This is a genomic window from Xenorhabdus anantnagensis, from assembly GCF_028598555.1.
Taxonomy (GTDB): Bacteria; Pseudomonadota; Gammaproteobacteria; order Enterobacterales; family Enterobacteriaceae; genus Xenorhabdus; species Xenorhabdus anantnagensis.
In genome coordinates this window covers 145,581-159,059 of the sequence record NZ_JAQRFN010000003.1, presented here as the reverse complement: position 1 = coordinate 159,059, position 13,479 = coordinate 145,581, and the positions used below count along the sequence as shown (strand labels likewise).

Below are 13,479 nucleotides of genomic sequence, written 5' to 3'. Positions count from 1 at the left end.
GTCCATCCCATTCAGGGGACGTTGTTCAGCATGTTACTTGTTCTTCTTTGATGCTCCTTTCTTGTGACGCCAATACATCAGAAGAGAAGCAGACAATCCGCTGATCAGTAGAATGACGGGCAAGATCATCAAGATGTTCATGACCAGATCTTGATGTGCTTTAATGAAAGGGATTTGGTTCAAGATATAGCCAAAACCCACAATAATAATGACCCATAAAAAGCCACTTAACCAGTTAAAAAATTGAAAGCGTTTATTATTTAGGCCAGAAATTCCGGCAAATGTTGGCAGGAGAGTACGAACAAATGCTAAAAATCGCCCGATAAGCAAGGCAGACAGGCCGTGTTTGGAAAATAACACATTGGCACGTTGACGATATTGAAGGGGAAGCTGAGCCAGCCAGTTTTTGACAATGTGAGTGTGCCCGAGCCATCGCCCCTGCAAATAACCCAGCCAAGAACCCAGACTTGCTGCGATGGTCAGCAGAACTACCGTGGGGATGAAACTCATGACACCTTTGGCAATTAAGGCACCGGAAAGCACCAACAAAGTATCGCCGGGTAAAAAGGCGGCTGGCAGTAGTCCGTTTTCCAACACGAGCGTGATAAAGAGGACGCCATAAATAACCCAGATGACATCCGGATTGGCAAGTTGGTTAAAATCATGATGCCAGAGTGCATGTACGATCCCGCTTAACGTTTCCATTGTTTATCCTGTGATTTTTGCGAGTAAAATAATTAACAAACAGATCTATACCCAATGGATTTCAAGGTGCATCGCAGCGGCCAGAGAGCGAATCCTCAGGAGCATAGATAACTATGTGACCGGGGTGATTGAGCGCAGCCAACAAAGAGGCAACTTGAAAGACGAAGGGGATATCCCAGTGTACCGCAAAATGATGGGATGGGGGGTGATTTGATTCAGTCCCTTACAATAAGCGATGAGCAATGATTTAACCATTTTGGGATGTTGAGAGCCTTTATTAAGGCTCTCTTGACGTTAACGAATCGCCAGACGAGCAAAGCCCGCTTCCAAATCATCAATCAAATCCTGTGGATTTTCCAGCCCGATATGAAGGCGGAATAAGGTGCCGGTTTTCTGTGGCGAGTGGTACTGGCGTAGTTGTTTAAGCATTTCCGGCTGAATTCCCAAAATCAATGACTCAAAACCTCCCCACGAAAAGGCCATCTTAAAATGGCTCAGATTATCGAGATAATCAGCCAATTGTTGAGGTGTTAGTTGAGTATGCAAGATAAAAGAAAATAGCCCGCTGGAGCCCGTGAAATCACGCTGAAAGTACGGATGTCCTGGGCAAGAAGGCAAAGCAGGATGATAGACCTCAGCGACTTCCGGTCGCTGTACGAGCCATTTTGCAATTTTGATACTGTTTTCTTCGTGCTGTTTTAAGCGGATTGCTAATGTGCGCAGCCCTCGGTTTGCCATGTATACCGTATCGGGATCGGCAATTTGCCCCAGCAAGTAAGATCTTTCTCTGAGCTGATCCCAACATCGTGCATTAGCGACTGCTGTACCCAGCATTCCGTCTGAATGACCAATGATATATTTTGTGGCGGATTGAACGGAAATATCGATGCCGAACTCCAGGGCTTTAAACAGTACTCCTGCCGCCCATGTATTATCGATGATAATCACAATGTCAGGATTAACTTGCCGAACAGCGCGCACGATGGTGCGAATATCTTGCACTTCCATCGTCAGGGAACCGGGCGACTCAAGAAAGAGAACTTTGGTATTGGGTTGAATCAGCGAAGCAATATTCTCTCCGATCATTGGATCAAAATAATCGGTGGAAATCCCCATTTTTTTCAGAAAGTGATCGCAAAATTCCTGCGTGGGTTCATAAGCACTACCTGTTATCAGAACATGATCACCGGTTTCCACAAAGGCCAGAATCGAATGGGTAATCGCTGCCGCACCGGAAGGGTAGAGGGCACAGCCTGCACCGCCTTCCAGCTCCGCCATCGCAGCTTGAAAGGCAAAATGTGTCAATGTGCCACGGCGTCCATAGAATAATTCACCTTTGGTACGGTTCTTCGAGGCTTGCTTTAAGTCTTCAACAGTATCGAAAATGACAGATGAAGTGCGTTGAATAAGGGGATTGACAGCACTTTGCGTAAATTTTTTTTGTCTCCCTGCATTGACCAATAAAGTTTCTAGCTTTTTTTCTGTCATGGTGGCGTTCCCCAAGTTAATTTCTTGCTTATGATTTCAATAAAATTGTTCAAATAATGATTAGCAAGTTAAAAGATTTAGGGCGGTTTTGCCAAAAGGATTCGCGCAACTTGACGAAAATTCAAGGTGAGTTGTTGAAGGTAAATCAGAATAGTTTAACGAAGGAACATCCTTAATTTGTACTTTTTTATTAAATAGTAATGATAATTACTATCAAATCGCACAATGTCTGATATTATTTGCAGCGGACTTTTTCCCCTTTCGTGGTAAGAAGCATGAACATGAACCAGGGTTCAAATTTGGTCTGCATCTCCCTGAATTCACCTCGCAGTGCAGTAATCAAGCCGCAAACTGCAAGATGATGGAGATACAAGGTGAAGAAGAGAGCCTTGATTCAGGAAATATTAGGATTAGCAAGATGAGTAAATGTGATTCACTGCTAAGTAACAGAATCTATAAGAAAGAGAGTAAGGCTAACTGATGCGTAATTTGACAGCTTCTATTCTATTGGCACTCGGATTAACAAGTTCAGCATGGGCTGATACAGTGCCAGCCGCGCCAGAAAATCAGGCTGCTGCTCAGGTAGCCGCTCCGGCAACACCAGCATCTCCCGTAGCTCCCCAAGCGACTGAGCCAACAGTTAACACGCAGAAAACTGACGTAACATCAACCACAACAGCGCAAACTGCGGCGGTTGATACAGCAGAAAATCGGGTAACGGCAGAAACCCCGACAACAACAGAAACTCCGGCCACTGAAACAGTGGTGGCACCAATCCAAGACAACGCTGAAAACTTGTCCGGTGGCTTCGCAACCGATCTGTCTGTTTGGGGCATGTACCAAAACGCGGATGCGATAGTAAAAACTGTCATGGTGGGGCTGGTGATCGCTTCTGTTATTACCTGGGCGCTGTTTTTCTCCAAAGGCGTTGAACTCTTAATGGCTCGTCGCCGTTTACGTAAAGAGCAATTGGCTTTGGTTAACGTTGCCAATCTGGATACGGCAGTGAAAATTGCAGCAGACTTTGGCAATCGCAGCATCAGCCGTTTGCTGTTGAGTGAAGCACAATCAGAGCGCGCCCTGTCTTCTGACAGCATTGACAAGGTTGGAACCAAAGAGCGAACTTCATTCCGCATGGAACGTACCGTTGCAGCAATCAGCCGCCATATGGGACGTGGTAACGGTTATCTGGCGACCATTGGCGCAATTTCACCATTTGTGGGGCTGTTTGGTACTGTTTGGGGGATCATGAACAGCTTTATTGGTATCGCCCACTCACAAACCACTAACTTGGCCGTTGTCGCACCGGGTATTGCGGAAGCACTGTTGGCAACAGCATTGGGTCTGGTGGCGGCGATCCCTGCGGTAGTAATTTATAACGTCTTCGCCCGTGTTATTTCATCATACCGTGGTCAGGTGGGAGATATGGCCGCTCAGGCAATCCTGTTGCTGGGGCGTGATCTTGATCTGGCTGAAAGTAAAGCAGAAAAAGCAGAAGCAAGGTAATAAATTATGGCAATACGTCTTAATGAAGATTTGGACGATAGCGGTGAGCTGCATGAAATTAACGTCACGCCGTTTATTGACGTGATGTTGGTGCTGCTGATTATTTTTATGGTGGCAGCGCCACTGGCAACCGTAGATATTAAAGTTGATTTGCCTGCATCGACCGCTAAACCGCAACCACGACCGGAAAAACCCGTATTTTTGACTGTGAAAGCAGATAAACAGTTATATGTGGGGGAAAAGGCGGTTGATCGTGATAACTTGTCTTTAGTATTGGATCAAACTACGCAATCCAACAAAGAAACAACGATTTTCTTCCAGGCAGATAAAACTGTGGATTATGAAACCCTGATGAGCGTAATGGATTCTCTACGCAAAGCAGGTTACCTCAAAGTCGGATTAGTGGGAATGGAATCCGTTTCCGCCCAATAATCCGATTTGATTATCTGAGAAGATAAATTATTGAAATAGTAAACTGCCCGAATAGTGAAATCGGGCAGTTTTAACTTCTAAGGTAATCATGAAATATTATTATTCTATCTCGCTTAATTCCTGAAAGTTACCTCACCTTGAGGTGAACATCCTATCAAGAAATCACCAATGCCGTTTCTTCCAGTCAAAAGGCAACAGTTCATTAAGAGATAAAATCTTTTCTTGGGTGATTTTCACTTTAGCGTGAATATTCTCTGGGTTTATTTGGCTGATAAACTCCCGGCAACGGCCACAGGGAGGAATGATATCGCCATGTCGATTGACAGCAATAAGCCTGATTATCCGTGTTTCTCCCTGTTTTATCATCTCCGCGATTGCGCCGTGTTCGGCACAAAACCCCATGGAACAGGCAGTATCAATATTAATTCCAGTATAAATATGGCCGGATTCACTCTGAATAACGGCACTGACATGACCATATTTAATATATTTATTTAATTGTGTTGGAGATATTAATTGATGTGCTATATGTTCCATTTCATCAAAAGAAATCACAAAAAGCTCCTTACTCATGATTGAACGGATTAATGAAACAAACGGCTCAGTCTTTTATATTACGGATAAATGCAATAACTGATTGTGCCATTTCCTGTTCGTTATCTCCTTCAACCCGAATCGTTACTTCCATACCATTTTTGATTCCCATCGACATAACTTTGAACATACTTTTCAGATTAGCACTCTTATCTCCTCTAATAATTTCAATCTTACCACTGTAATTTTTGACAAAATTACAGAGTTGGGCGCAAGGTCGAGTATGCAGCCCTGAAGGAGCAATAACTATCACCGAATATTCAACCATAAAATTTACCTGCCAATAAAAAATAAGATTAGCGTTTTGTTAATGATCCACCCTGAGTTTTAATTACATTCTGATACCAATAAAACGAATCTTTCTTATAACGGGAGAGATCCTTAATATCTTTATCTGTTCGATTAACATAGACAAAACCATATCTTTTTTTATATCCATTGCTGGTGGAAAGTACATCAATAAAACTCCACGGATTATAGGAAATAACCTCGACTCCATAATTCATTGCTCGTTTAATGGCATTAAGATGTTGTTGAATATAATGAATACGATAATCATCATGAATAGAATTATCAGATTCCAGTTTATCATCGGCTCCAAAACCATTTTCCGTGATCATTAAAGGTTTTTGATAACGACTATATAAATCACGCAAGAGATATTCCAATCCAATAGGATCGATCGCCCAATCCCAGTCAGTCGTATCGAGGTGTGGATTTTTATGGATTTGAAAGAAATTCGGTTGAATTTCATATCCGTCTATCTGTCCTTTAACGCCTGTTGGATTAAAGCCGTCCATCCGCCGTTGAGCATTTTTAGGCGCAGCGGCGGCGGCATGGCTGCAATAGTAATTAATTGCCAGAAAATCAGAATAACCTTCTTTAATTAACTCCATATCACCTACTTCAATATGTGGTGCTAGGCCATGATTTCTTAGGTAGGTTAACGCCGATTGATTATAGTGTCCTTTCAAATAGATATCTGTGAAATAGTAATTACGCAGATCATTGGCATTTTGAGCGGCTACATTATCTTCCGGTTTGCTGGTCAGCGGATAAATGGCGGAATAACCTAATGCCGCCCCGACCAAACCGTTGGGAACCCATTGATGAACCAGCTTGCAGGCAGTGGCATGGGCGAGATTCATATGATGATTAATCTGATATTTGATCTGTTCATCATGAAGATAATGATCTGGAATTAAACATTTTTTCGTCCAGAATTGCACAATAATGCTTTGTTCATTGATCGTTAGCCAATATTTAACTTTCTTGCCATATTCTTTGATCACAAACTCTGCGTAATAAGCAAAATATTCTACACTTTGCCGATTGATCCAGCCATGATATTTTTCGACTAGCGCCATAGGCATATCATAATGATAAAGAGTAGGAATCGGCGTTATATCATTTTTCAATAACTCATCAATAAGATTATGGTAAAACTCGACTCCTTTATCATTTACCTTTCCAATACCTTCTGGAAAAATACGTGACCATGCAATGGAAAAACGATAAGATTTCAAACCAAGCTCTTTCATTAATGCGACATCTTCTTTATAGCGATGATAATGATCACTGGTTATATGAGTATCTGCAAAATCTGGATTGTTATTGAGAATATCTTGCTGTGAGAGTTTCTTACCGTATTTCTCCGCCGCTCCTTCAACTTGATAAGCGCTGGTTGATGCTCCCCAAAGAAAATTCTCTGGGAATAAATCGTTATTATTTATCATGATATTTTCCTTTACTTATTTTTATTGGTCATATTGTGAATAAATTCATAAAGACCAATGATTTCTTTTCTCAGATTAAGCTCACTGCGTATTGTCATTAATGTATCTTGAGCATGAATAAACAACAGGCCTAAATAAAAACTTTCGCCTTGAGCCTCTTTTTGAATAACTTCAGTTTGTGCGTGATGAGCCGATAACATCATTTTTCTGGCTTTATCCAGATATAAATGAGCATTTTTAAAATCACCAATATGGGCATATTTAATGGCTTCTTCACTTTTTTCTCTGGCATTACCTGCATTGAGAATAATTTCCAGCGCAATGGGAGTTAAGATATTGTCCTCACGGTTCATTTTTTAAATTTCCTGATAAAGTTATACAATTCAATCTAATTCTGTGTACTTGCATTGGCATTTTCTTCCTCAATACGTTTTTTTTCATAAACCTTAAAGAAGGGATACCAAGTCATGAGGAAAACGGCCATGAGTACTACATAGCAAATGATGGCTCGCCAGTCTTCTGTAATGATGACACTGGAAAACGGCGCAGGTATCTGACCAACTTGAATCATTTTCGCGGGTATATTCAGCCAATCTGAGCGCATGAAAATCCATACAATAATGGGGCTGGTGATTGCATTGATCCACATTGGCAGCATGAGTAGTGGATTAAGGACAATTGGTGCCCCGAACACCAATGGTTCGTTGATATTGAAGCAAGAAGGGCCGATACAGATATAACCTGTTGTTTTCAATTCTCTGGATTTTGAAAATAGCATTAAAATATTGAGGGCAAGAGTTGCGCCTGTTCCTCCCATCGTGATTAAAGCTGCGGTGAACATGGTTTCATAAGTCACAATATTGGTCGGGGGGTGTCCGGCAGCAACCTGTGCAATATTGGCAGAAATCCCAAGCATGAAAATTGGCATTTGCAGGCCAGTAAATGTCCAGACCGAAATACCCATGGACATGGCTATTGCAGGAATTAGCGCCATGAGGATAAACCCGGGCAGGGTTTGCCCGAACGCGGCAATAGGTGAAAAGAATGACAGTAACTTGGAAAAAATATCAATATCAAAGGTGAAGACCAGTAAAGTTCCAGAACTGATGGAAACCAGTATGGGAATAATTGCATGTATCCAGCTAACAACGAAATCAGGTAAAGCACTCTCTTTCAAAAATCCTGTCTTGGTATATAAGTGAAAGAGGTAAGAAACAAACAAGCCCGTGACAATCCCCAATAAAATCCCCGCAGGGCCAAAGCGATCAAAACTCACGACCATATTGCCATCGACAAATTCGGGTTTGATGAACATCATGTAGACACAAATCGAAGTGAGTCCGGCAATGAGCGTATAACGAAAATGATGTAGTTTCTCCATCATTTGGTTAGCAATCATAAAAGCAGTAATCAAGCCGAGCATTCCGAAGGAATAATTGGCGATTTTGCCAAGATCAGGCAAGAATAAAAAATAAGAACGAAATACGTTATAAAAAAAGATAAGTGAACCCGCTAAAATAAAAGGAATATTTTTCTGCATTGCCCCAGAAATTGCAGCTACCCAAGGTCGTTTAGTAAAATTCTGCATAGCGGGTGCAAATGAATCAGATAACCAAGACATAAATGCTTTCATTCTGCGTCTCTCTTTAATTATTTTCCTCTAAAATTCCCCGGTGAAGTTAATTTAGGTGATTAAGTTAGTTTTCAGGGGCGTGGGTAACTGTTCTTATGGCTAATTCAAGTAATGCTTCACCATCCAATCTTCCATATATTTCTTGTGGTACAACAATGACCGGAATATGATAACGCCCGGCATGTTTCTGGAATTCTTTTTGCTGTGAAGCATAGTGTGGCCCAAGGAATAGAATATCGATAACGGAAAAATATTCTGCAACCTCACTTTCACTTCTGGCTTCAACAGTGACAGGAATCTCCTTATTTTTTGCCGCATTTCGGGTTCTGGTCGCCAGCATTCCACTGGAAATACCGGCACCACAGCACAACATAATAAATATTTTCTTCATGTAGACCTCTTGTTATTGTGTTGATTTATTGTGTTAATTGTTCATGTTAATGATGGATTTTTACTTTTGGATGCAGAGCATACTTTCTATCATGTCTATTTAATATTCAAATATCGATTTGCACTCATAGAGGGCAAGTTTCTATTTTTAAATAAAAATAGAAACAGTAACATGGATTGATTATATTTTAATTTTATAGGTGTTATTATGCTAAGGGCTAAACAGAAAGAGTTATTAGATTATCTACTCACTAAAAATTCTCCGGTGTCGGCTTTGAAATTATCCCAAATCTTACAGGTATCAATAAGATCTATAAAAAACTATGTCGTAGATATTAATGGAGACTATGAACAAAAAATTGTTATCTCCAGCCGGCAGGGATACTTTTTATCACACAATTTATTGTCACGAAATAGAATAAAGCAATTACATTCTCAGAAAAATAGTTTTCCTAAAACGTATCAAGATAGAGCACACTTTGTTATAAAAGCGATCTTATTATTTAAGAGAAGCAGTAATCTTTATGATCTCAGTAATGATTTGTGCATAAGTGATTCTACATTAAAAGCATTGATATATAAAATGAACTCATCATTTCAACGCTTTAATGTGAAATTTTTATGTAAAAACAGTCATGTTGAAATATTGGGCGCTGAGCATGATTTAAGGAAATTAGTTTCTTACTCAATCTTTGAACAAACAAATTATCGTTTCATCGATTTAAAAGTACTAGAAAAAATATTTGAAAGTAAGCAGGTTAAAGACGTCGTTGAAATAATTAAAGGTGTCTTTGATAGATCGGAGCTGTATCTTAGTGATTTTTCATATATCAACCTTGTTTTACATTTCCTGATACTTATTGAAAGACTGAAAAAGAGCAGGCATTTGGACAATCAGGCATTGCATATAGAAAATAACGACCTAAAATTGATCTCGGATGAATTATGCGACAATCTTCAACTCTGTTTTGGAATATTTGTTCCCGAAAATGAAAGAAGGTCTTGCTACCTTTTTTTGAAAACCAACACTAACTTTAATAGAACAGATAATGAACTTATTGATTTAGTTGGCACTGAACTTTATCAATTCACTCGGCAGATAGCTGAATCCGTGCAAGAACATTATCTGATCAATTTAAATTCCGATGATTTTATTTCTTTACTGGCTTTACATTTATCAGGGTTACAAACAAGGCTTAAGCACAATATTTATACTAGAAACCCAATGTTGGACATAATCAAAAAGGAATGCAGGATTATCTTTGATATCGCTATCTTCATTTCCTTGCAATTAAATAGGTTTTTCAGCAATAAATTGAATGAAGATGAAATTTCTTTCATTGCATTACATGTCGGGGCGGAATTTGAGCGACAGAAAAGAAATATCACTAAAGTTGGGACTGTGCTTCTGTGCCCGGGTTATCGGGGAATTGAAAATAAAATCTATCATCAGTTATTGCGTGATTTTGGTGATGAAATCAATATTATTAAGGTAATTTCTCAACCTTCTGAATTGGAAGGCATAGAGTTTGAATTATTGATTACCACCATCAATTTTTCTCCAGAACGTTGTTATGAAACAGTTTACATCTCTCCCTTCCACTTGAGGGATAAACGCTCTGAGCTGATCGATAAAATTGACACAGTTAATGCAAATCGGAAATGGGCAACGCTCAAGCGAAATGTGGATTTATTCTTTGATCCTGAGCTTTTTCTGTTTAATCCTGATTTTCGCAATCGGGATGAATTACTCGAAATTGTTTGTCATAAAATGTTCACAAGGGGATATGTTGAAGCTGATTTCATCAACTATGTATATGAACGTGAGAATGCATCATCAACGGCATTTGGCGTTTTAGCATTACCTCACTCAATAAAGATGAATGCAGTGAAGACTTGTATAGCAGTAATAATAAGCCCTAAAGGCATCCGCTGGGGAAAAGATGCACGGGTCCATGTGGTGTTTTTGATCGCGATAAATCGGGTAGACAGAACATGTTTTGCAGAGAGTTATGATGCATTGTTAGATATCTTCAATCGTGATGGTGTCAGTGGTATGCTTGATAAAATCACCGATTTTGAAAAGTTTCGCAATATTTTAATTAAATATAGATACCAGTAGCGATGTTTCACCAAAATGTAAATTTTTCAGGATAATGCCATTTATAATGGCATTATTTTTTTTGTTTATTCTTGCGGCTATCAGGTTTGGCTTGTGTATTAAAAAAAGTAATGACCAGATTGTTTTTTCTATATTTATTTGTAGGCATATAATTATATTTGTCTTTAGCTTGTACTATTCTTCTGTCATTTTATTTTCTGATGGAGATATCTTCTGGGTTAATTTTTCATGAATAGTGAAAATATATTATATGATATGCTATAAACAAATATTGATAATGAATTATTAAACTAATTATTTTAGTTAATTAAATAGTAAATGAATAATATTTCAATTTTATTGAAGCTCTTGCTTAATGAAAATAAACAAAATAAATCAGACAAATTAAAATAAATTTCCAGATGAAAATATCACCTTTTTACATTAGGTTTAATGTAAATGTGCATATTTTAATCATATTAAGATAAAAGGGTTTTCAGATGGAGAAATACAAAGTTTAATTAGTATGAATTAAGTTGATAACATTAATGGAGAACGATATGAGATTAAATCAATCTTTAGTAGAAAATAAAATAAACGTATCAGAAGTTCCCTCAGTTACCTTAAAAATATTAACCAGTCAGGTAGAAGGAGTTGCCCGTTCTGGAGGTATATTTACTAAACAAGATCTCATTAGTATCAAATTATATGTTAAGCATGGTTTAGAGCTTCCTATTACTTTACAGGGAGTAAAGGAATATATCGGTTACAATGATATTGATATCGATGGTTTGAAACCTGCTAATATTACCACTTTATTTAAAGACATTCACGACCATGCGATTAGCTGGAGTGATGTGGAAAGTAAAGTTCAACAGCAAAGTATCGATCTGGAAAATTCGGGTAGACAAATTACCGAAACAGGAGGGGAAATAATCAGTGTTATTGACCAAATGCCTATTATTGAACGCGTCAAGACAAAGTTAGGCGATTTAACTGATGAGCAATTAGCTGAAATAACTTATACCAATGATGATAAAGAAATTGCTGTCGAGTTGGGTAATATCCTTGAAAGCATGAAAAAAGATATTATAAAACAGCAGAAAAATACTCTGCGAGTTAAAAACGCGGTAACCGATTTTAAAATTACACTGATTGGCGGGAAATTATCAGATGAAAATATTGTGCAAGGGTTGCAGCCACAGGTTAATAATAAGAAAAAATTAATGGATGATAATCATCTTTCTTCTACTATCAAAGGATTACAAAACAAAATTGATGAGAAGAATAAAGAGATAGAACAACTCAAGAAAGACTATGATAAATACGTTAGTCTGGCATTTTCTGGTATGCCTGGAGGGATCATTGGCTGGGCGATTACCGGTGGTATTTTTGGTGACAAAGCAGAAAAAGCCCGTAAACGAAAAAATGAACTGATCGACGAAGTCAATGGTTTGCAAAATCAAGTGAAAGATAAAAGTGCCTTGCAAACGGCTATTCAAGACTTATCCCTGAATTTTTATGGCATTCATACATGTATGCTGGATGCAGAAGTTGCTTTAAACCACTTGGATTTCATGTGGAACACAATGTTAACGCAAATTACGACTTCAAAAGATAAATTTGCTGAAATTAATAATGCATTGAAATTAACCTCTTTTGTAGCAACGTTTAAGCAAGTTATTAGTCCTTGGGAAGAAGTAAAAGGTTCTGCGGCGCAATTAGTAAGAACTTTCGATGAGGCATTGGCAGAATATAGGAAGCTCTATAGCTAACCTCTGCTTATAATAATTTATAAAATAAAAAGGAATATTAAAATGTCTGAAAATATTATCTCACAACAAAAAATCCTGTATCCAGAAATCAATATTAAAGATTTTAATCATGCGGTAAATAATATTTGGCTTTTGGCGCAACGACAAACATCAGGTATTGAAATTATTGGTGGGAAAGCTAAACAAGTTGGTATTTATAGCCGCGACCTCGATGAAATGATACGTGATTCTCTAGCGCAATTAACACCAATCCTAAGCCAGCTCACTGCGGGAAGTACTTTCGATGCTATTCGCCAAATCGATGAAGCTTTGGCAGACGCTGATCTGAGCGATGATGATCGCAAAGCTTTACTGGAAGAACGCGAGCAATTGATCCTGAAATTATCGAAAGATATCGATCATGTGATTGTTAATTTCAGCGGTAGAGCCAGTCAACTGACTGAAAAAATTAGAGATATTGGTAATATCGTGATTGCAGAACGTTTGGAAGATATTTTAGTGCAAACGGAAGCACGAAAAGCAGAATTACAGAGTGATATCGAAAAGAAAGCCGAAAAAAGAAATAAGTTGGATGCAGAACGGGATAAAATTATCGAAAGCCAAGATGTCATTCGCGCAAATAATATCGCAGACATGTTTAAGGACTTTATCCCAAGCGCCAGTGATATCGACAGTTTGGATCTGACGCAACCTAAAAAAGAAGCCATTAAACAAGCGATTAAACAAGGTGCGGAGATCGCCAGAAAAATATTGGGTAAAGTTTCTGAAGGGTTGAAATATATCGATTTGGCAAATGCCAGAATGAAACTCAGTGATCAAATTGAGCAGTTGATGCAAGAAACTGATGCACTGAAAACCACATTATGGGAAACAGAGCAGCGGCTTTCTGGTTTAAAAGATGTGATGCAAATCGATACAGAACGCACCACTATGCTTTCCGAGGCGGTTAAACTGGAGCAAACGTGGAGTTCATTCGCCAATCAATTACACAAATTATCAGGCAAGGAAATTAATCAGGCCAATATAACGGTTCTGATAAACGACCAATTAGATTTCTTGGATGATTTGGTATCGCAATATAATATGTTGAAATAAATATATTGATAATGAAAAGGCTGA

13 protein-coding genes are annotated in these 13,479 nt (G+C 38.6%); 5 read left to right on the top strand and 8 right to left on the bottom strand.

Annotated features, from left to right (window positions below):
* Window positions 1-33: 33 nt before the first annotated feature.
* Both PSI14_RS03790 and metC read right to left on the bottom strand, forming a co-directional pair.
* Window positions 34-705, bottom strand: coding sequence for a DedA family protein (locus tag PSI14_RS03790; protein WP_273574484.1), 672 nt, complete (start codon window positions 703-705; stop codon window positions 34-36).
* A 294-nt stretch (window positions 706-999) separates the two neighbouring features.
* The gene (gene metC / locus PSI14_RS03785) at window positions 1,000-2,193 is read right to left on the bottom strand and encodes a cystathionine beta-lyase (protein ID WP_273574483.1); all 1,194 of its coding nucleotides are present in this window, start codon (window positions 2,191-2,193) and stop codon (window positions 1,000-1,002) included.
* A gap of 480 nt (window positions 2,194-2,673) precedes the next feature.
* On the opposite strand from metC, the gene exbB reads away from it, so the two are divergent.
* Window positions 2,674-3,699: a tonB-system energizer ExbB gene (gene exbB / locus PSI14_RS03780; RefSeq protein ID WP_273574482.1), complete on the top strand. Its 1,026-nt coding sequence runs from the start codon at window positions 2,674-2,676 to the stop codon at window positions 3,697-3,699.
* A gap of 6 nt (window positions 3,700-3,705) precedes the next feature.
* Entirely contained in the window at window positions 3,706-4,131 is a 426-nt protein-coding gene (gene exbD, locus PSI14_RS03775) for a TonB system transport protein ExbD (protein WP_273574481.1), read from the top strand.
* A gap of 162 nt (window positions 4,132-4,293) precedes the next feature.
* Here exbD and PSI14_RS03770 read toward each other — a convergent pair whose 3' ends face one another.
* The 6 genes from PSI14_RS03770 to PSI14_RS03745 all read right to left on the bottom strand — a co-directional run bounded on the left by PSI14_RS03770 (window position 4,294) and on the right by PSI14_RS03745 (window position 8,485).
* A complete protein-coding gene (locus PSI14_RS03770) occupies window positions 4,294-4,686 on the bottom strand; it encodes a cytidine deaminase family protein (protein WP_273574480.1) in 393 nt (130 codons plus the stop codon).
* 46 nt (window positions 4,687-4,732) lie between these two features.
* The gene (locus tag PSI14_RS03765; protein ID WP_273574479.1) at window positions 4,733-4,993 is read right to left on the bottom strand and encodes an HPr family phosphocarrier protein; all 261 of its coding nucleotides are present in this window, start codon (window positions 4,991-4,993) and stop codon (window positions 4,733-4,735) included.
* 28 nt (window positions 4,994-5,021) lie between these two features.
* Entirely contained in the window at window positions 5,022-6,461 is a 1,440-nt protein-coding gene (locus PSI14_RS03760) for a glycoside hydrolase family 1 protein (RefSeq protein ID WP_273574478.1), read from the bottom strand.
* 11 nt (window positions 6,462-6,472) lie between these two features.
* Complete coding sequence (locus tag PSI14_RS03755; RefSeq protein ID WP_273574477.1) at window positions 6,473-6,814, bottom strand: PTS sugar transporter subunit IIA; 342 nt, start codon at window positions 6,812-6,814, stop codon at window positions 6,473-6,475.
* Window positions 6,815-6,849: 35 nt separating this feature from the next.
* The gene (locus PSI14_RS03750) at window positions 6,850-8,094 is read right to left on the bottom strand and encodes a PTS transporter subunit EIIC (protein WP_273574476.1); all 1,245 of its coding nucleotides are present in this window, start codon (window positions 8,092-8,094) and stop codon (window positions 6,850-6,852) included.
* A 64-nt stretch (window positions 8,095-8,158) separates the two neighbouring features.
* A complete protein-coding gene (locus PSI14_RS03745) occupies window positions 8,159-8,485 on the bottom strand; it encodes a PTS sugar transporter subunit IIB (RefSeq protein ID WP_273574475.1) in 327 nt (108 codons plus the stop codon).
* 207 nt (window positions 8,486-8,692) lie between these two features.
* Between PSI14_RS03745 and PSI14_RS03740 the strand changes: the two genes are divergently transcribed.
* From PSI14_RS03740 to PSI14_RS03730, 3 genes are all read left to right on the top strand, one after another.
* Window positions 8,693-10,606 carry a BglG family transcription antiterminator gene (locus tag PSI14_RS03740; protein ID WP_273574474.1) on the top strand — a complete coding sequence of 638 codons (1,914 nt, stop codon included), beginning with the start codon at window positions 8,693-8,695 and terminating at the stop codon, window positions 10,604-10,606.
* Between the two features lie 539 nt (window positions 10,607-11,145).
* A complete protein-coding gene (locus PSI14_RS03735) occupies window positions 11,146-12,360 on the top strand; it encodes an alpha-xenorhabdolysin family binary toxin subunit A (protein ID WP_273574473.1) in 1,215 nt (404 codons plus the stop codon).
* Window positions 12,361-12,402: 42 nt separating this feature from the next.
* On the top strand, window positions 12,403-13,455 hold the full coding sequence (locus PSI14_RS03730) for an alpha-xenorhabdolysin family binary toxin subunit B (protein WP_273574472.1): 1,053 nt from the start codon (window positions 12,403-12,405) through the stop codon (window positions 13,453-13,455).
* The last annotated feature ends 24 nt before the right edge of the window (window positions 13,456-13,479 follow it).

Excerpts from the sequence above, each read along its gene's own strand:
- PSI14_RS03790 (WP_273574484.1), bottom strand. The coding sequence starts at position 705 with ATGGAAACGTTAAGCGGGATCGTACATGCACTCTGGCATCATGATTTT.
- metC (WP_273574483.1), bottom strand. The coding sequence starts at position 2,193 with ATGACAGAAAAAAAGCTAGAAACTTTATTGGTCAATGCAGGGAGACAA.
- exbB (WP_273574482.1), top strand. The coding sequence starts at position 2,674 with ATGCGTAATTTGACAGCTTCTATTCTATTGGCACTCGGATTAACAAGT.
- exbD (WP_273574481.1), top strand. The coding sequence starts at position 3,706 with ATGGCAATACGTCTTAATGAAGATTTGGACGATAGCGGTGAGCTGCAT.
- PSI14_RS03765 (WP_273574479.1), bottom strand. The coding sequence starts at position 4,993 with ATGGTTGAATATTCGGTGATAGTTATTGCTCCTTCAGGGCTGCATACT.
- PSI14_RS03760 (WP_273574478.1), bottom strand. The coding sequence starts at position 6,461 with ATGATAAATAATAACGATTTATTCCCAGAGAATTTTCTTTGGGGAGCA.
- PSI14_RS03755 (WP_273574477.1), bottom strand. The coding sequence starts at position 6,814 with ATGAACCGTGAGGACAATATCTTAACTCCCATTGCGCTGGAAATTATT.
- PSI14_RS03750 (WP_273574476.1), bottom strand. The coding sequence starts at position 8,094 with ATGAAAGCATTTATGTCTTGGTTATCTGATTCATTTGCACCCGCTATG.
- PSI14_RS03745 (WP_273574475.1), bottom strand. The coding sequence starts at position 8,485 with ATGAAGAAAATATTTATTATGTTGTGCTGTGGTGCCGGTATTTCCAGT.
- PSI14_RS03740 (WP_273574474.1), top strand. The coding sequence starts at position 8,693 with ATGCTAAGGGCTAAACAGAAAGAGTTATTAGATTATCTACTCACTAAA.
- PSI14_RS03735 (WP_273574473.1), top strand. The coding sequence starts at position 11,146 with ATGAGATTAAATCAATCTTTAGTAGAAAATAAAATAAACGTATCAGAA.
- PSI14_RS03730 (WP_273574472.1), top strand. The coding sequence starts at position 12,403 with ATGTCTGAAAATATTATCTCACAACAAAAAATCCTGTATCCAGAAATC.